This window comes from Pseudomonas sp. ADAK2, assembly GCF_012935755.1.
Classification (GTDB): Bacteria; Pseudomonadota; Gammaproteobacteria; order Pseudomonadales; family Pseudomonadaceae; genus Aquipseudomonas.
In genome coordinates this window covers 5946527-5964751 of the sequence record NZ_CP052862.1, presented here as the reverse complement: position 1 = coordinate 5964751, position 18225 = coordinate 5946527, and the positions used below count along the sequence as shown (strand labels likewise).

General features: G+C 60.5%; 14 protein-coding genes. 8 read left to right on the top strand and 6 right to left on the bottom strand.

All coding sequences use genetic code 11. The features are described from left to right. Positions 1 to 142 precede the first annotated feature (142 nt). Positions 143 to 739: a superoxide dismutase gene (locus HKK52_RS27420; protein WP_008034365.1), complete on the top strand. Its 597-nt coding sequence runs from the start codon at positions 143 to 145 to the stop codon at positions 737 to 739. Between the two features lie 175 nt (positions 740 to 914). Here HKK52_RS27420 and HKK52_RS27415 read toward each other — a convergent pair whose 3' ends face one another. Then, positions 915 to 1163 carry a DUF6124 family protein gene (locus tag HKK52_RS27415; RefSeq protein ID WP_169373340.1) on the bottom strand — a complete coding sequence of 83 codons (249 nt, stop codon included), beginning with the start codon at positions 1161 to 1163 and terminating at the stop codon, positions 915 to 917. A 1045-nt stretch (positions 1164 to 2208) separates the two neighbouring features. On the opposite strand from HKK52_RS27415, the gene HKK52_RS27410 reads away from it, so the two are divergent. From HKK52_RS27410 to HKK52_RS27380, 7 genes are all read left to right on the top strand, one after another. Further along, positions 2209 to 4260, top strand: a complete 2052-nt coding sequence (locus HKK52_RS27410) for a putative bifunctional diguanylate cyclase/phosphodiesterase (protein ID WP_149657957.1) — start codon at positions 2209 to 2211, stop codon at positions 4258 to 4260. Between the two features lie 299 nt (positions 4261 to 4559). Beyond that, the gene (locus HKK52_RS27405; protein ID WP_169373339.1) at positions 4560 to 5912 is read left to right on the top strand and encodes an imelysin family protein; all 1353 of its coding nucleotides are present in this window, start codon (positions 4560 to 4562) and stop codon (positions 5910 to 5912) included. 289 nt (positions 5913 to 6201) lie between these two features. After that, the gene (locus tag HKK52_RS27400; protein ID WP_169373338.1) at positions 6202 to 7629 is read left to right on the top strand and encodes a di-heme oxidoreductase family protein; all 1428 of its coding nucleotides are present in this window, start codon (positions 6202 to 6204) and stop codon (positions 7627 to 7629) included. Between the two features lie 29 nt (positions 7630 to 7658). Then, on the top strand, positions 7659 to 8723 hold the full coding sequence (locus tag HKK52_RS27395) for an imelysin family protein (protein ID WP_169373337.1): 1065 nt from the start codon (positions 7659 to 7661) through the stop codon (positions 8721 to 8723). Positions 8724 to 8737: 14 nt separating this feature from the next. Further along, complete coding sequence (locus HKK52_RS27390; RefSeq protein ID WP_169373336.1) at positions 8738 to 9835, top strand: DUF1513 domain-containing protein; 1098 nt, start codon at positions 8738 to 8740, stop codon at positions 9833 to 9835. Positions 9836 to 10040: 205 nt separating this feature from the next. After that, the gene (locus tag HKK52_RS27385; RefSeq protein WP_169373335.1) at positions 10041 to 11189 is read left to right on the top strand and encodes an efflux RND transporter periplasmic adaptor subunit; all 1149 of its coding nucleotides are present in this window, start codon (positions 10041 to 10043) and stop codon (positions 11187 to 11189) included. A gap of 13 nt (positions 11190 to 11202) precedes the next feature. Continuing rightward, positions 11203 to 14238 carry a multidrug efflux RND transporter permease subunit gene (locus HKK52_RS27380; protein ID WP_169373334.1) on the top strand — a complete coding sequence of 1012 codons (3036 nt, stop codon included), beginning with the start codon at positions 11203 to 11205 and terminating at the stop codon, positions 14236 to 14238. 189 nt (positions 14239 to 14427) lie between these two features. Here HKK52_RS27380 and HKK52_RS27375 read toward each other — a convergent pair whose 3' ends face one another. The 5 genes from HKK52_RS27375 to colR form a co-directional block, all read right to left on the bottom strand. Beyond that, on the bottom strand, positions 14428 to 14655 hold the full coding sequence (locus HKK52_RS27375; protein WP_133838174.1) for a hypothetical protein: 228 nt from the start codon (positions 14653 to 14655) through the stop codon (positions 14428 to 14430). Positions 14656 to 14657: 2 nt separating this feature from the next. Next, a complete protein-coding gene (locus HKK52_RS27370; protein ID WP_169373333.1) occupies positions 14658 to 15371 on the bottom strand; it encodes a lipopolysaccharide kinase InaA family protein in 714 nt (237 codons plus the stop codon). 4 nt (positions 15372 to 15375) lie between these two features. Further along, the gene (locus HKK52_RS27365) at positions 15376 to 16044 is read right to left on the bottom strand and encodes a class I SAM-dependent methyltransferase (RefSeq protein ID WP_169373332.1); all 669 of its coding nucleotides are present in this window, start codon (positions 16042 to 16044) and stop codon (positions 15376 to 15378) included. A 153-nt stretch (positions 16045 to 16197) separates the two neighbouring features. Then, the gene (locus HKK52_RS27360; RefSeq protein ID WP_169373331.1) at positions 16198 to 17478 is read right to left on the bottom strand and encodes a sensor histidine kinase; all 1281 of its coding nucleotides are present in this window, start codon (positions 17476 to 17478) and stop codon (positions 16198 to 16200) included. Beyond that, positions 17468 to 18151, bottom strand: coding sequence for a two-component system response regulator ColR (gene colR / locus HKK52_RS27355; RefSeq protein WP_054045155.1), 684 nt, complete (start codon positions 18149 to 18151; stop codon positions 17468 to 17470). The genes HKK52_RS27360 and colR overlap by 11 nt, the downstream gene beginning before the upstream one ends. Between the last annotated feature and the right edge of the window lie 74 nt (positions 18152 to 18225).

Below are 18225 nucleotides of genomic sequence, written 5' to 3'. Positions count from 1 at the left end.
CAGTTGTTGCGTGGTTATGCCGCACCCCCGGTGCTATGATCCGGTTCGATGCGCCGCAAAGAGTACAAACTCCCCGGCGCTTGTCTGGCCGCCCGTGATCGGCCTTGCGCTCACCGCAACTGACCTGATTAGGAGAATCATCATGGCTTTCGAATTGCCGCCGCTGCCCTACGCACACGATGCCCTGCAGCCGCACATTTCCAAGGAAACTCTGGAATATCACCACGACAAGCACCACAACACCTACGTCGTGAACCTGAACAACCTGGTGCCAGGCACCGAGTTCGAAGGCAAGACCCTGGAAGAAATCGTCAAATCTTCTTCGGGCGGTATCTTCAACAACGCCGCTCAGGTCTGGAACCACACCTTCTACTGGAACTGCCTGGCGCCAAACGCCGGCGGTCAACCTACCGGCGCGCTGGCTGAAGCCATCAACGCTTCGTTCGGTTCGTTCGACAAGTTCAAAGAAGAATTCAGCAAAACCTCGATCGGCACCTTCGGTTCCGGCTGGGGCTGGCTGGTGAAAAAGGCTGACGGTTCCCTGGCCCTGGCCAGCACCATCGGCGCCGGCAACCCGCTGACCAACGGCGACACCCCGCTGCTGACCTGCGACGTCTGGGAACACGCTTACTACATCGACTACCGCAACGTTCGTCCGAAGTACGTCGAAGCGTTCTGGAACCTGGTCAACTGGAAATTCGTGGCTGAGCAGTTCGAAGGCAAAACCTTCACCGCTTAAGATCGAAACCAGTCAAAAAAACCCGGCTTAGGTCGGGTTTTTTTATGGGCGTCGGGAAGGTGGGGTTTGTTCTGACGCCTTCGCGGGCAAGCCTCGCTCCTACATTTGGAATGCATCCCCCTGTAGGAGCGAGGCTTGCCCGCGAAGAACGATGACACGGTCAATCTGACGAAACCTAGTCCTGAGGATCGACGATATCCAATGCCCGGTTCACGGCAAGATCCGCCAGCATGACGACCTGCGCAATGGCTAATGCCGTGCTGCGTTGGGAACCGCTCAGGTAGGTGGCGAAATCGCTGGCCAGGACACTTGCCGAAGCCAATGACTCACAGGCGTGGGCCAGGAGGGTTTCGATGTTCATGTCCTGGGAAACCTGGAACATGGGGTTGGATTTGTAGGGTGGGTCTGGGATTAATTTATCCAAAGGAATGCCTATGCGTTGGGTGCCGATCCCTTGCCGTTTCTCACGCGACGAAGAGGTGGCAGCTATGTGCGAGGTGAGAAACCGGTCATAGACACCCGGCCGGACCGAAGTCCGCCCGCACACAGCCGCCATAACGCATTTGCAGCAGATTGGCGGCAATTATGCGGATACTGGCGCTGGATGACTATGACTAGCCGGGTTCTCACACCCGATCGCTGAGTTTTCAGCGACCCCCAAAAGGTTATTGAACCCACTTCCTACCGGCAACCTGAAAACCTCGTGGGAAACGTCTGGTATTTTCGCAAACAATTAAACAAAAACGGAACGCGGAGCGTCCCTGGCGGCATTCCCACGCAGAGCGTGGGAACGATCAAAAAGCAAAAGCAAAAACGGCGCACGCCAACCGCTTTTCACCACTCATTAGGCCGAGCGTTAGCTCGCCTGCCCTTGATCTTGCCCTACCCGCCCCTTCGGGAGGCCGAGTGGAGGTTCTGCGCAGTGGGCAGCCCGGCATGGATGCCGGGCTAGCCGCCCCCGGCCATGGATGGCCGATGGCGGCGGGCCCACGGAGCAGGACCGGAGCGAGGGAACACCGAGCCCAGGCGAGGGGCCGGACGCCGGGGCGAGACCTTTGGTTCCTTTGGGGCGTTTGCCAAAGGGACTCGCCGTAAGGGCGAAACCATAATCCGCCGTTACCGCAGCAACGGATATGTACACCATCACCAAGAGCATGGTCGGCCCGAAGGCCGCCAAGGTGCCCCACAAGCCCGATCGCAATTTCCTACGATGAAACAAGCTGGGAGCCCCTTGCCCCAACGCCACAGCGGACTAACATCAACCCAAAGGAAAAATAGTCCCGATCCCCCTCAAGTTGAAGGCCAAAACTACCGACACAATACAAATAGGACAAACACTCAAAACACCAGCATATTGGCCAAGCTACAGGCAAAATCCCCTGAGCTTGATTGTCCCTTTGACTGCCATCACGGGATTGCCAATACTCATGGCAACTTGATGCTACCCGCACGGAACAAGGAATAACCCTTTGAAGCTGGAACTCAAGAACAGCTTGTCGGTGAAGTTGCTCCGGGTCGTGCTCCTGTCGGCATTGATCGTCGGCGTGGTCTTGAGCTGCGCGCAGATCGTTTTCGATGCCTATAAAACACGCCAGGCCGTGGCCGGTGATGCCCAGCGCATCCTCGACATGTTCCGCGACCCCTCGACCCAGGCCGTCTACAGCCTGGACCGGGAAATGGGCATGCAAGTCATCGAAGGCCTGTTCCAGGACGACGCCGTGCGCCAGGCCTCCATTGGTCATCCCAACGAAGCCATGCTCGCGCAAAAGTCCCGCGAACTGCAGCATTCCAACAGCCGCTGGCTGACCGACCTGATCCTCGGCCAGGAACGCACGTTCACCACCCAACTGGTGGGCCGTGGGCCCTACAGCGAATATTACGGCGACCTGAGCATCACCCTCGACACCGCCACCTATGGCCAGGGTTTCATCGTCAGTTCGGTAATCATCTTCATTTCCGGCGTGTTGCGCGCCCTCGCCATGGGCCTGGTGCTGTACCTGGTTTACCACTGGCTGCTGACCAAGCCGCTGTCGCGGATCATCGAGCACCTGACCGAAATCAACCCCGACCGCCCCAGCGAACACAAGATCCCGCAGATCAAGGGCCACGAAAAGAACGAACTGGGGATCTGGATCAACACCGCCAACCAGTTGCTCGAATCCATCGAGCGCAACACCCACCTGCGCCACGAAGCGGAAAACAGCCTGCTGCGCATGGCCCAGTACGATTTCCTTACTGGTTTGCCGAATCGCCAACAATTGCAGCAACAACTGGACAAAATTCTCGTCGACGCTGGTAAGTTGCAACGCCGGGTCGCGGTGCTGGTCGTTGGCCTGGATGACTTCAAGGGCATCAACGAACAATTCAGCTACCAGACCGGCGACCAACTGTTGCTGGCCCTGGCCGATCGACTGCGCGCCCACAGCGGCCGCCTCGGCGCCCTCGCCCGCCTGGGCGGCGACCAGTTTGCGCTGGTCCAGGCCGACATCGAACAACCCTACGAAGCGGCCGAACTGGCGCAAAGCATCCTCGATGACCTGGAAGCGGCGTTTGCCCTCGATCATCAAGAGATTCGTCTGCGCGCCACCATCGGCATCACCCTGTTCCCCGAGGATGGCGACAGCACCGAAAAGCTGCTGCAAAAAGCCGAGCAGACCATGACCCTGGCCAAGACTCGCTCGCGCAACCGCTATCAGTTCTATATCGCCAGCGTCGACAGCGAGATGCGCCGACGCCGCGAACTGGAAAAAGACCTGCGCGATGCCCTGACCCGGGATCAGTTCTATCTCGTCTACCAACCGCAGATCAGCTACCGCGATCACCGGGTGGTGGGCGTCGAAGCGTTGATTCGCTGGCAACACCCCGAGCACGGGTTGGTGCCGCCAGACCTGTTCATCCCGCTGGCCGAGCAGAACGGCACCATCATCGCCATCGGCGAATGGGTGCTGGATCAGGCCTGCAAGCAGTTGCGCGAATGGCATGACCAGGGTTTCGCCGACCTGCGCATGGCGGTGAACCTGTCCACCGTGCAACTGCACCACGCCGAGCTGCCACGGGTGGTCAACAACCTGTTGCAGATCTATCGCCTGCCGCCGCGCAGCCTGGAACTGGAAGTTACCGAAACCGGCCTGATGGAAGACATCAGCACCGCCGCCCAGCACTTGCTGAGCCTGCGCCGCTCCGGTGCGTTGATTGCCATTGACGACTTCGGCACCGGCTATTCATCGCTCAGCTATCTGAAAAGCCTGCCCCTGGACAAGATCAAGATCGACAAGAGCTTCGTCCAGGACCTGCTCGATGACGACGACGATGCCACCATCGTTCGAGCGATCATCCAGTTGGGCAAGAGCCTGGGCATGCAGGTGATTGCCGAAGGCGTGGAAACCGCCGAGCAAGAGGCCTACATCATTTCCGAAGGTTGCCACGAAGGTCAGGGTTACCACTACAGCAAACCGCTGCCGGCACGGGAGTTGAGTGCCTACTTGAAGCAGGCCCAGCGCAGTAACGCGGCCATCCTCTGATACAGGAACTATGTAGCAGCTGGCGAAGCCTGCGTTCGGCGGCGGAACCGTCGTAAATTCAGGCGCTGCGGTCTGCCTGCTACACCGAAGTGCATGATTTCACGACGGCTTCGCCGCCGAACGCAGGCTTCGCCAGCTGCTACAGGGCTGCGATCTTTTGATCTACCGCACCACAACCCCTGAATAAGAAATATTTCCAACCACAACCCCTTTACACATAATGCGAAAGATTTGCATTATGTCGCAGCTTTGCGCGCCCCTGGCGCCATTCCACCCCCAATCGAAGCAGGATGTTCGCCATGATTCGTATGCCTCTGGCTACCGCCAGTCTGTTGGCCATCGCTATTTCCCTCGCCGGTTGCGGCGAAGGCAAAGACAAGAACGCCGCTGCGCCAACGCCTGCGCCGGCCGCCAGCACCACTGCCGCGGCCCCAGCTGCAGCGCCAGCCGCCGCCGGTAAAGTCGACGAAGCCGCCGCCAAAGCCGTGGTCGCGCATTACGCCGACATGGTCTTCGCCGTTTACAGCGATGCCGAATCTACCGCGAAGACCCTGCAAACTGCCGTCGACGCCTTCCTCGCCAAGCCGAACGCCGACACCCTGAAAGCCGCCAAGGCTGCCTGGGTTGCCGCTCGCGTTCCTTACCTGCAGAGCGAAGTGTTCCGCTTCGGCAACACCATCATCGACGACTGGGAAGGTCAGGTGAACGCCTGGCCACTGGACGAAGGCCTGATCGACTACGTCGACAAATCCTACGAACACGCACTGGGTAACCCGGGCGCTACCGCCAACATCATCGCCAACACCGAAGTCCAGGTCGGCGAAGACAAGGTCGACGTCAAAGACATCACCCCGGAAAAACTCGCCAGCCTGAACGAACTGGGCGGCGCCGAAGCCAACGTCGCCACCGGCTACCACGCCATCGAATTCCTGCTCTGGGGCCAGGACCTGAACGGCACCGGCCCTGGCGCCGGCAACCGTCCTGCTTCCGATTACCTGGAAGGCAAAGGCGCGACTGGCGGTCATAACGATCGTCGCCGTGCCTACCTGAAATCCGTGACCCAACTGCTGGTCAGCGACCTGCAAGAAATGGTCGGTAACTGGAAGCCGAACGTGGCCGACAACTACCGCGCCACCCTGGAAGCCGAGCCTGGCGAAACCGGCCTGCGCAAAATGCTGTTCGGCATGGGCAGCCTGTCCTTGGGCGAACTGGCGGGCGAGCGCATGAAGGTGTCCCTGGAAGCCAACTCCCCGGAAGACGAACAGGATTGCTTCAGCGACAACACCCACAACTCGCACTTCTACGATGCCAAAGGCGTGCGTAACGTTTACCTGGGTGAATACACCCGCGTCGACGGCACCAAAATGACCGGCGCCAGCCTGTCGTCCCTGGTGGCCAAGGCCGACCCGGCTGCCGACACCGCACTGAAAGCCGACCTGGCTGCGACCGAAGCCAAGATCCAGGTCATGGTCGACCACGCCAACAAGGGTGAGCACTACGACCAGTTGATCGCTGCCGGCAACACCGCTGGCAACCAGATCGTTCGTGACGCCATTGCATCGCTGGTCAAGCAGACCGGTTCGATCGAAGCCGCCGCTGGCAAACTGGGCATCAGCGACCTGAACCCGGACAACGCTGATCACGAGTTCTGATCAACGCAGGCTGGATAAAGAGGCGACCTTCGGGTCGCCTTTTTCATTCCCGCCAGAACACAATCCCTTGTAGGAGCGAGGCTTGCCCGCGAAGACGGCTTAACATGCAACCTCTTTGGTGACTGACACGCCGCTTTCGCGAGCAAGCTTCGCTCCTACATTGGATCGCAGTGACCGTGGTATTCGGGGAAACCTGTCCCACATCAACCAAACGATAATTCCTCTTATTCAAATTCCCCCGCCCTGTTAGACTTTGCGCCCTTATTTTGCTCGCCCGTCAGGAAGTCTGATGCCATCGTTGCCTCTTCGCTGGTGCACCCTGTTCATGGCCCTGGGCCTGAGTGCCTGCGATGACGCCCCGCGTTTTACCCAGGCCGAACCCGGTGAAGCCCGGTCCGGTGGCAGCGCGACGGTGCGCAAGACCGATCAGAATTCCTTTTCCCTGCCCTCGGCCAATCTGCCGCCGTCACGACGGGTGGATTTCAGCGTCGGTAACAGTTTTTTCCGCAGTCCCTGGGTGATCGCGCCGTCGACCACCACCGCCCGGGATGGCCTCGGCCCGTTGTTCAACACCAACGCCTGCCAGAACTGCCACATCAAGGACGGTCGCGGTCATCCGCCGACGCCTGATGCGGCGAATGCGGTGTCGATGCTGGTGCGCCTGTCGATCCCCGATACGCCGGCCTACGCCAAGGTCATCGAGCACTTGGGCGTGGTCCCGGAGCCGGTCTACGGTGGCCAGTTCCAGGACATGTCGGTGCCCGGTGTCGTCCCGGAAGGCAAAGTCCGCGTCGACTACACGCCCGTGCCGATTCGCTTCAAGGACGGCACTGAAGTCGAACTGCGCAAACCGGTTCTGCAGATCACCCAACTGGGCTACGGCCCGATGCACCCCGACACGCGGTTCTCGGCGCGCGTCGCCCCGCCGATGATCGGCCTGGGCCTGCTCGAAGCGATCCCCGACGAGGCAATCCTGGCCAACGCCGCGGCCCAGGCTAAAGACAAAAACGGCATCGCCGGGCGCCCGAACCAGGTCTGGGACGACGCCCAGCAAAAAACCGTTCTCGGCCGATTCGGCTGGAAGGCCGGGCAACCGAACCTCAATCAACAGAATGTTCACGCATTCTCTGGTGACATGGGCCTGACCACCAGCCTGCGGCCCTTCGATGACTGCACCGACGCGCAAACCGCCTGCAAGCAAGCGCCCAACGGCAATGGCCCGAATGGCGAGCCGGAAGTCAGCGATAACATCCTGCGCCTGGTGCTGTTCTACAGCCGCAACCTCGCCGTGCCCGCTCGCCGCGATGTCAGTGCGCCGCAAGTGCTGGCCGGCAAGAATCTGTTTTTCCAGGCGGGATGCCAGTCCTGTCACACGCCGAAATACACCACCGCCGCCAACGCCGCCGAACCTGAACTGGCCAATCAAGTGATTCGCCCCTATAGCGATCTGCTGCTGCATGACATGGGCGACGGCCTGGCCGACAACCGCACCGAATTTAAAGCCAGTGGCCGCGACTGGCGCACCCCGCCGTTGTGGGGCATTGGCCTGACCCAAGCGGTCAGCGGTCACACCCAGTTTTTGCATGACGGCCGCGCGCGCAATCTGCTTGAAGCCGTGCTCTGGCATGGCGGCGAAGCGAGCGCGGCGCAGCAACAGGTTTTGTCTTTCAATGCCGAGCAGCGCGCTGCGTTGCTGGCGTTTTTGAATTCTCTCTAAGCACTTTAAAAAAGAATCGGGAGCCCGACATGTTCCGTCCCAAATTGTTGTTCACCAGCCTTGCAGCGCTTGCCCTCGGCGCCTGTTCGCCGCAGGATCCGCAAGCCGTGACCTCGGCGGCCATCGCCAAGCAAGTGATCCTGCCGACGTACAGCCGTTGGGTTGACGCCGACCGCCAACTGGCCATCAGCGCCCTCGCCTATTGCGAAGGCAAGGCAGACCTCGAAACCGCTCGCAACGACTTCCTGCACGCGCAGAAAGCCTGGGCCGAACTGCAACCGTTGCTGATCGGCCCGCTGGCCGAGGGCAACCGTTCGTGGCAGGTGCAATTCTGGCCGGACAAGAAGAATCTGGTCGGCCGTCAGGTCGAGCAACTGGTCACCGCCCAGCCGCAAATCGATGCCGCCGCCCTGGCCAAATCGAGCGTGGTGGTTCAGGGCCTCTCGGCCTACGAATACATTCTGTTCGACAGCAAGCCTGACGTGGCCAACGACGCGCAGAAAGCCAAGTACTGCCCGCTGCTCAAAGCCATTGGCGAACGGCAGAAACTGCTGGCCGAAGAGATTCTGCAAAGCTGGAACAACACCGACGGCATGCTCGCGCAGATGAGCAAGTTCCCGAACCAGCGCTATGCCGATTCCCACGAAGCGATCGCCGACTTGCTGCGGGTGCAAGTCACCGCCCTCGACACCTTGAAGAAAAAACTCGGCACGCCGATGGGCCGCCAGACCAAGGGTGTGCCGCAGCCGTTCCAGGCGGATGCGTGGCGCAGCCAGTCTTCCCTGACTGGCCTCGAAGCCAGCCTCGCCGCCGCCAAAACGGTCTGGGAAGGTGTCGACAACAAAGGCCTGCGCGGTCTGTTGCCGAGCGAGCAGAAACCGTTGGCCGACAAGATCGACGCCGCCTACGCCGCCTCGCTCAAACTGTTCGCCAGCAACCAGCGCTCGCTGAGCGAAATGCTCAACGACGATGCCGGTCGCCAGCAACTCAACGATCTCTACGACAGCCTCAACGTCGTCCATCGCCTGCACGAAGGCGAACTGGCCAAGGCGCTGGGCATCCAACTGGGCTTCAACGCCAACGACGGTGACTGATGAGGGCAAGTGCCATGCTGCGACGTCAGGCTCTGACTTTAGGTAGTTTGCTGCTGGGAGCAGTGACGCTGGGCGGCTGGACGCTGTTCAAACGCAAGGACCAGAGCCCGCTGCTGCTGTCGGCGCGGGACGATACCGACGGCAAGCATTACGCCGTCGGTTATCGGTTGGACGGCACCCGGGTGTTCGCCACAGAGGTCGGCCAGCGCTGTCACGACATCATCAATCACCCGACCCTGGCGATGGCGCTGTTCGTGGCGCGGCGTCCGGGGACCGAGAGTTACTTGATCGACCTGCGTGACGGCACGTTGCTGCAGACCGTGACCTCGCAGCCGAACCGGCATTTCTACGGGCACGCGGTGATCCACAAGGATGGCGAATTCTTGTACGCCACCGAGAACGACACGTCCGATCCGGGTCGTGGCTTGCTCGGTGTGTATAAGTTCGAGGGCGAGCGACTTATCCACAGCGGCGAGATTCCTACTCACGGCGTCGGCCCGCATCAGGTGTCGTGGATGCCCGACGGTGAAACCCTGGTGGTGGCCAACGGCGGGATTCGCACCGAGGCCGAAAGCCGGGTCGAGATGAACCTCAACGCCATGGAGCCGAGCCTGGTGCTGATGCAGCGCGACGGCACGCTGTTGAGCAAGGAAACCCTCGCTCAGCAGATGAACAGCGTGCGCCACCTAGGCATTGCCAGCGACGGCACCGTCCTCGCCAGCCAGCAATTCATGGGGCCGTCCCACGAGTCCTCGGAGTTGCTGGCGATCAAGCGTCCGGGCCAGCCATTCGTGGCGTTCCCGGTGCCGGAGCATCAGTTGCAGGCGATGGGGCACTATACCGCCAGCGTCGCGGTGCACAGCGAGTTGCGCCTGGTCGCGTTGACGGCGCCGCGAGGCAATCGCTTTTTCATCTGGGACCTGGACAGCGGCGAAGTGCGCCTGGATGCGCCGTTGCCCGATTGCGCCGGCGTGGGTGCCGTGGCCGACGGGTTTGTCGTGACCTCGGGTCAGGGCCGCTGCCGGTACTACGATTGTCGCCAGACAGATCTGGTTGCAAAACCGCTGGAGCTGCCGGCAGGGCTCTGGGATAACCATCTGCACCTGATCTGATTCCCCCTCCTCTGTAGGAGCAAAGCTTGCTCGCGATGGCGGTGTATCAGCCAGCCTATTCGTACGCTGACACACCGCCATCGCGAGCAAGCTTTGCTCCTGCAGGTTTTGCGTCATCCTGTAATAAGTGCCAGTTGGATTCACTGCCACACTCGGAGTAATGTTCCCGCCTGTCTCACCTGATTTTCTCCAAGGAAGTGGAAATATGCTGCGTCGCCGCATGCTGATCATGTTGGGAGTTGTCCTGCTTATTGTGCTGGCCCTGGGCGGGTACAAAGCCTTTTCGATCTACACGATGGTCCAGGGTTTCGCCAAGCCGAAACCGCCTATCAGCGTCGCCGTGGCCACGGCCGCCGAACAGCCGTGGCAGATGCGCTTGCCCACCGTCGGCACGCTCAAGGCATTGCAGGGAGTGAACCTGAGCCTGGAGATCGCCGGCACCGTCAAAGAGCTGATGTTCGAGTCAGGGCAGAAGGTCAAGGCCGGGCAACCGCTGTTGCAATTGGACAGCGCCGTGGAAAGCGCCCTGCTGGAAACCGCCCAGGCCGACCTCGGGCTGGCGCAACTGGATTTCGGTCGCGGCAGTCAGTTGGTCGATAGCCGGGCGATCTCCAAAGGCGAGTACGACCGGCTCTCGGCGCAGTTGCAAAAGAACAAGGCCACGGTCAATCAGCTCAAGGCATCCCTGGCGAAGAAACGCATCCTCGCGCCATTCAGCGGCACCATCGGCATTCGTCAGGTGGACGTCGGCGACTACCTCGCCAGCGGCACCATGGTCGCGACCCTGCAAGACCTTAGCAGCCTGTACGTCGACTTTTTCCTGCCCGAGCAATCGGTGCCGAAGATCGCCCTCGGCCAACCGATCCAGGTCATCGTCGCCGCCTACCCGACGCAAAGCTTCCCCGGCACCATCAGCGCGATCAACCCGAAGGTCGAAAACAGCACGCGCAACATCCTCGTCCGCGCGACCCTGGCCAATCCGGATGGCAAGTTGCTGCCGGGGATGTTCGCCAGCCTGCAGGTGATGCTGCCGGACCCGCAAAAGCACATCGTCGTACCGGAAAGTGCGATCACCTACACCCTGTATGGCAACTCGCTGTACGTGGTCGGGCAGAAGAAAGCCGAAGACGGCACGCTGGAAAAAGACGACAAGGGCCAACCGATCCTGATCGCCGAGCGACGGTTTATCGAAACCGGTGAACGCCGCGATGGCCTGGTGATGATCAACAAAGGTGTGCAGAGCGGCGAACAAGTGGTCACGGCCGGCCAGATCAAACTGGACAACGGCGCACACATTGCCATCAGCGACGACAAGACCCTGACCGATAAGAACAGTCAGCCACGTACTGACTGATCAAGGAATCCTCATGGCTTTTACCGATCCGTTCATCCGCCGCCCGGTGCTCGCCACGGTGGTCAGCCTGCTGATTGTGCTACTGGGCTTCCAGGCTTGGAGCAAGCTGCCGCTGCGCCAATACCCGCAAATGGAAAACGCCCTGATCACGGTGACCACCGCCTACCCCGGGGCCAACGCCGAAACGATCCAGGGCTACATTACCCAACCGATGCAGCAAAGCCTGGCAAGCGCCGAGGGCATCGACTACATGACCTCGGTCAGTCGCCAGAACTTCTCGGTGATTTCGATCTACGCGCGTATCGGCTCCAACAGCGACCGCCTGTTCACCGAGTTGCTGGCCAAGGCCAACGAGGTGAAGAACAAGCTGCCCCAGGACGCCGAAGACCCGGTGCTGAGCAAGGAAGCCGCCGACGCCTCGGCGCTGATGTACATCAGCTATTTCAGCAAGGAACTGAGCAACCCGCAGATCACCGATTACCTGTCCCGGGTTATCCAGCCGAAACTGGCGACACTGCCCGGCATGGCCGAAGCCGAGATTCTCGGCAACCAGGTGTTCGCCATGCGCCTGTGGCTCGACCCGGTGAAACTCGCCGGGTTCGGCCTGAGTGCCAGCGACGTGACCAACGCGGTGCGCCAGTACAACTTCCTCTCCGCCGCCGGCGAGGTGAAAGGCGAATACGTGGTCACCAGCATCAACGCCAACACCGAACTCAAGTCCGCCGAGGCCTTCGCCGCGATTCCGCTCAAGGTCGACGGTGACAGCCGGGTGCTGCTCAGCGATGTGGCGCGGGTGGAAATGGGCGCCGAGAACTACAACGCCATCAGCTCGTTCGGTGGCACACCGTCGGTGTACATCGGCATCAAGGCGACACCCGGCGCCAACCCGCTGGACGTGATCAAGGAAGTGCGCAAGATCATGCCGGAGCTGGAAGCCCAGTTGCCGCCCAATCTGAAAAGCGAAATCGCCTACGACGCCACGCTGTTTATCCAGGCTTCGATCAATGAGGTGATCAAAACCCTGTTTGAAGCGGTGCTGATCGTCATCGTCGTGGTGTTCCTGTTCCTCGGCGCCCTGCGTTCGGTGGTGATCCCGGTGGTGACCATCCCGCTGTCGATGATCGGCGTGATGTTCTTCATGCAGATGATGGGGTACTCGATCAACCTGCTGACCCTGCTGGCGATGGTGTTGGCCATCGGCCTGGTGGTGGACGATGCGATTGTGGTGGTGGAAAACATTCACCGCCACATCGAGGAAGGCAAGACACCGCTCGACGCGGCCATCGAAGGCGCCCGGGAAATCGCCATGCCGGTGGTTTCCATGACCATTACCCTGGCGGCGGTGTATGCGCCGATCGGGTTCCTCACCGGGCTCACCGGGGCGCTGTTCAAGGAGTTCGCCCTGACCCTGGCCGGGGCGGTGGTGATTTCCGGCATCGTTGCCCTGACCCTGTCGCCGATGATGTGCGCCTATTTGCTGCGCCACGACACCAATCCCAGCGGCCTGGCCCATCGCCTCGACCTGATTTTCGAAGGCCTCAAGCGCCGTTATCAAAGCATGCTGCACGGCACACTCAACACCCGGCCGGTGGTGCTGGTGTTCGCGGTCATCGTGCTGTGCCTGATCCCGGTGTTTCTCAAGTTCGCCAAAACGGAACTGGCACCGGACGAGGACCAGGGCATCATTTTCATGATGGCCAACGCCCCGCAGCCGACCAACCTCGATTACCTGAATACCTACACCGACGAATTCATCACAATCTTCAAGGAGTTTCCCGAGTACTACTCCTCGTTCCAGATCAATGGTTTCAACGGTGTGCAATCGGGTATCGGCGGCTTCCTGCTCAAACCGTGGAACGAGCGCGGTCGCACGCAAATGCAGATCCTGCCCGAGGTCCAGGAAAAACTGGGGAGCATTCCCGGCTTGCAGATTTTCGGCTTCAACCTGCCGTCCCTCCCGGGCACCGGTGAAGGCTTGCCGTTTCAGTTCATCATCAACACCGCCAACGACTACGCGTCGCTGCTGGACGTGGCCGATCGGGTGAAAAAACGCGCGCTGGAGTCCGGCAAGTTTGCCTTCGTCGACATCGACCTGGCGTTCGACAAGCCGGAAGTGGTGGTGGATATCGACCGCGCCAAGGCGGCCCAGATGGGCGTGTCGATGCAGGACCTCGGTGGCACCCTGGCGACGTTGCTGGGTGAGGCGGAGATCAACCGGTTCACCATCGAAGGGCGCAGCTACAAGGTCATCGCGCAGGTCGAACGAGCGTACCGGGATAACCCCGACTGGCTGAACAATTACTACGTCAAGAACACCAAGGGCGAACTGCTGCCGCTGTCGACCCTGATCACCGTGACCGACCGGGCACGGCCACGGCAGTTGAACCAGTTCCAGCAGCTTAACGCGGCGGCGGTGACCGGGTTCCCGCTGGTCAGCATGGGTGAGGCCATCGAGGTGGTGCGCCAGATCGCCCAGGAAGAAGCGCCGGTGGGTTTTGCCTTTGACTATGGCGGCACGTCACGGCAATTCGTTCAGGAAGGCAGTGCGCTGTGGGTCACGTTCGCCCTGGCGCTGGCGATCATTTTCCTGGTGCTGGCGGCGCAGTTCGAAAGCTTCCGCGATCCACTGGTGATTCTGGTGACGGTGCCGCTGTCGATCTGCGGGGCGTTGATTCCGCTGTTCCTCGGCTGGTCGAGCATGAACATCTACACCCAGGTCGGGTTGGTGACGTTGATCGGGCTGATCAGCAAACACGGGATCCTGATCGTGGAGTTCGCCAACAAGCTGCGCAAGGAGAAAGGCCTGACTCCGCGCGAAGCGGTGGAAGAAGCGGCGGCCATTCGTCTGCGGCCGGTGTTGATGACCACGGCGGCAATGGTGTTCGGCATGGTGCCGTTGATTCTGGCGACCGGTGCGGGCGCTGTCAGCCGCTTTGATATCGGCACGGTGATCGCCACGGGGATGTCGATCGGGACGTTGTTTACCCTGTTCGTGTTGCCGTGCGTTTATACGTTGCTGGCCAAGCCTGATAAACCCTCGGCTCCATGATCGTTCCCACGCTCCGCGTGGGAATGCAGCCCGGGACGCTCCGCATCCCATCAACAGCCGAACGCGGAGCGTCCGTTGCGGTATTCCCACGCAGAGCGTGGGAACGATCATTGTCGCGGAGCGTGGGAACGATCAGCCAAAAAAAAAGGCCTCGCATCTGCGAGGCCTTTTATTTTGGCTTCAATCTGTTCAACTTTGCGGCCTCAATCCCTGTGAAAGTCCGAACATGAACAGTAACAAGTCATGATCAGGTTGTGTGGCCACGGCTGCCTTGGCAACCCGTGGCAACGGGCAGTGAGCACCATCGTTCACTGCACTGAGGACTTGCGTGCGGGGCTGCTCCCAAGCCGCCACCGCCAATGAAGCAACTGCCAAGGCTCCTAGAAGAAACACACCTCGTGCAATTTCGAGTTTCATCGCTATAAACCCTTGATAGCGCTGCCAAACGCCGTCTCATAAAAATAGACCAGATTCTTCCAGTCTGTATCGCTGAACGACGAGTGGCGACGCAGTTGCTTCATGTCATGGGCGGCGGCGCGCTGGGCAGTCAAACGCTGGCGGCACTTCTCCAGATCGATGAGCGCCACTTCCACCGTGGCCGTTTCGCCTTCGCCGACAACCCGCACAAACACATGCTTGATGTAGATGCAGCTGTGCTGCCAGCGGCCCTTGTGCATGCGGGCCAGATTCTCGGCCAGTTCCTTGAGGACGCGCTCATGCACGGCTTCGCCATGACGCTCACGACCGCCACCGGCGTACCAGTGTTCGATTTCCTCGAAGCCGTCCAGGGACTTGGTGACCAGCAACGCACGCCATTTATGTACAGGGTCGCGCTGGGCGCCGCAGAACACCATTTCCGGCACACGAACGCCGAGCGCCGTCAGACCGATGAGCGCATCCTGCTCGCGCAATACGGTCGGTCGGCCGAAAGGGTGCAACCAGCTGCGGTAGATATGCCCGGTCTGACGCTTGGCATACAGCAGTTGCCCATCGCTGCTCCTGACGCGCTGCACGCCACTTTCCCCACCGCGACGGACGTTGGGTTCTTCTACCCATTCACCGCGCTGATTCCAGAAATAGTCGAAGCGGTCCTGGGAAGCGACTTCCGTTTCTGCTGCACATTGCACTGCCATCCTGTTACCTCTTGCGTAATACGTAAACTCGCCACATGGCATAGAGCGGTAAAAAGTCCAGTTGTTCCTGGATACGGAACCCCGCCTGTTCGAACTCCTTTTCAACCGTGGCGGCCGGTAACACAAAGCGATTTTGGTAACCTTCCTGCCCGCGCGCTTTCTCGGCACGCTTGCGTTTCCAGGCCTTGAAATTGCCGTCCACCCACAGCGAAATGATCACGCTGTCACGGGTGACACGCTCGAATTCGCGCAGGATGGCCAGTCGGTGCTCGGCTTCCCCGATGTGATGGAGCAATCGCATGCAGAAAATGCTGTCGACGGCGTTATCGGGCAAGGCAATGTCGAACGCAGAAGTGTGCAAGGGTTGTACCCGTTTTACCACTTCGGCTGGCTGCGACTGGGTCGCAATTTTCAACATTGACTCGGAGTTGTCGGCTCCGATGATCACCCGATTGGGTTTTTCCGCCAATAACGGCCAGAAACGCCCGGCGCCGCTGGGTAAATCGAGGACCAACCCGGGCTCACCGGCCAGGGTCAGCGCCTTGCGTGCCAATTGCTCGTCTCGCCAATGAGACAATCGACGACCGAGACCGTCCTGGTGCTTGCGCAGGTACTTTTGCGCGTGTTGATCGTCGTACTTTTCCGAAAAATCCAGTTTGATCGGGCCTGCCATCTCAAAGTCTCCTGAATTGCTGATGACAACCACCTTAGGTAGCGTCGTGTCAGCGTCAGGTCATGACTTTGTGAAAACTTCGTTGTGTACAATCGTGAAGTATTTCAGGGTTTTACAAGGATTGGATAGTGGCGCGGGGCCACCGCCGTTCAATCAGACCCGCGGCTTACCCAATTCCACTTCAAAACGGCAGCCATTCGGTTCCATGGTGGTCAGCCTGACTGTCCAGCCCTGGTTCTCACAAATCCGCTGCACCAGCGACAAGCCCAGGCCCAAGCCTTCGCCGCGATTCTCGCTGCCGCGCACAAAGGGCTCGAACATCGCCTCGCGCTTTTCCTCGGGAATACCGACGCCACTGTCCTCGACAATAAACCCGGTGTCCGTGAGGGTGAGGCGAATGAAGCCGGTTTCGGTGTAGTGCAGCGCATTACGCAACAAGTTACCCATCACCGCTTGCAGCAGGGTCGCGTTGTAGCGGTTGTTCAGCGCATTACCTGGCTCGAACTGCAGGGCCAGCCCTTTGTACGCGATCGGCTCACGCCAGAGATTGAGCAGCCCGTCGGCCACCTGGCTGAGCGTCTGCTGCGGGGACATGCTGGCGTCTTCATGCTGGGCGCGGGCCAGCATCAGGAAGGTTTGCACCAGTTCGCGCATTTCCTCACAGGCCCGGGCGATACGCTCGACCTGGGAACGACCGCGCTGGTCGATGCCAGGGTTTTCCAGCAGTAGTTCGCAGGAACTGGCCAGGACCATCAGCGGGGTGCGCAATTCATGACTGACGTCACTGGTGAACAGGCGCTCACGGGTCAAGGCCTGGCGCAGGCGCCCGAGCGTGGCGTCGAAGGCCACCGCCAGCTCGCCCACTTCGTCCGCGGCATAGTCGGGCGCCAAGGGCGGCGCCAAACCCAATAACTGATCGCGGTGGCGTACTTGCCGAGCTAGCCGTACCACGGGTGCCATGACCTTGCGCGCCAGGATCCAGCCGAGAAACACCGCCAATGCCAGGCTCAGGACGAATCCCACCAGGACCACGGCAAACAGCACTCGCTCCCGCTCTTCGAAATCACTCTGATCCTGCAACAGCACATAACGCCGGCCGTCGACGACTTCGACCATCGCGTGATACGACAGCTGTTCGCGAAAGACTTCGTGAAAGCCGGGTTCCAGGTGACGCAGGTCCTTGGGCAACTCGAAGTCCCCTGGCCCGCCGCTGAAATAGAACAGTTGGTCTGGCTCCGGGCGGTGGCTCCAGTCCGACACGCTGTCCATCAGCAACAGCCGTTGCAAGTCGCCACCCAGGCCGGCCGAAATCAGTTTCTCTTCCACCAGGTGCACGGTCGCCACGATGCCCATGGCGAAGGCCCCGGCCACCAGCGCGCTCATCAGCGCAAAGGCAATGATGATTCGTTGAGCAAGGCTCTGCTTAAACTCCATCTCGGCCCTCGGCCAAGCGGTAACCCACGCCGTGCACGGTTTGCAGCAAAGGCTTGGCAAAAGGCTTGTCGATCACCTGGCGCAGTTGATGAACATGGCTGCGCAGGCTGTCGCTGTCCGGGCAATCATCGCCCCACAGGGCTTCTTCGAGGATTTCACGCCGCAGCACATGGGGGCTTTTCTGCATCAGTACCGCCAGCAACTTGAGGCCGACCGGGTTGAGTTTCAGCAGGCGGCCTTCGCGGGTCACTTCCAGGGTATCGAGGTCGTAGCTCAGGTCACCGACCTGCAACGCACGGCGCCCGCCGCCCTGGGCCCGGCGCATGACCGCTTCAATGCGCGCTGCCAGTTCGGACAGGGCGAAAGGCTTGATCAGGTAGTCATCGGCGCCGGACTTGAAGCCCTGCAAACGGTCATCCAGCTGATCCCGGGCGGTGAGCATGATCACCGGTGTGTCGCGACGGGCGTCTTCACGCAGGCGCTTGCACAGGGTGTAGCCGTCAATGCCGGGCAGCATGATGTCGAGCACGATCAGGTCGTAATGCTCGGTGGCCGCCAGGTGCAGCCCCGACAAGCCGTCCTGCGCGCAATCCACGGTGTAGCCCTTGAGCCCCAGGTAATCGGCCAGATTGGCGAGGATATCGCGGTTGTCTTCAACCAATAGAATTCGCATGGGCACTCCTCCGTACACAGTAACGGCCGTCTTCGGCTCGCGCAGCTTACGGCCAAGTGTGGCTCACGGCTAGG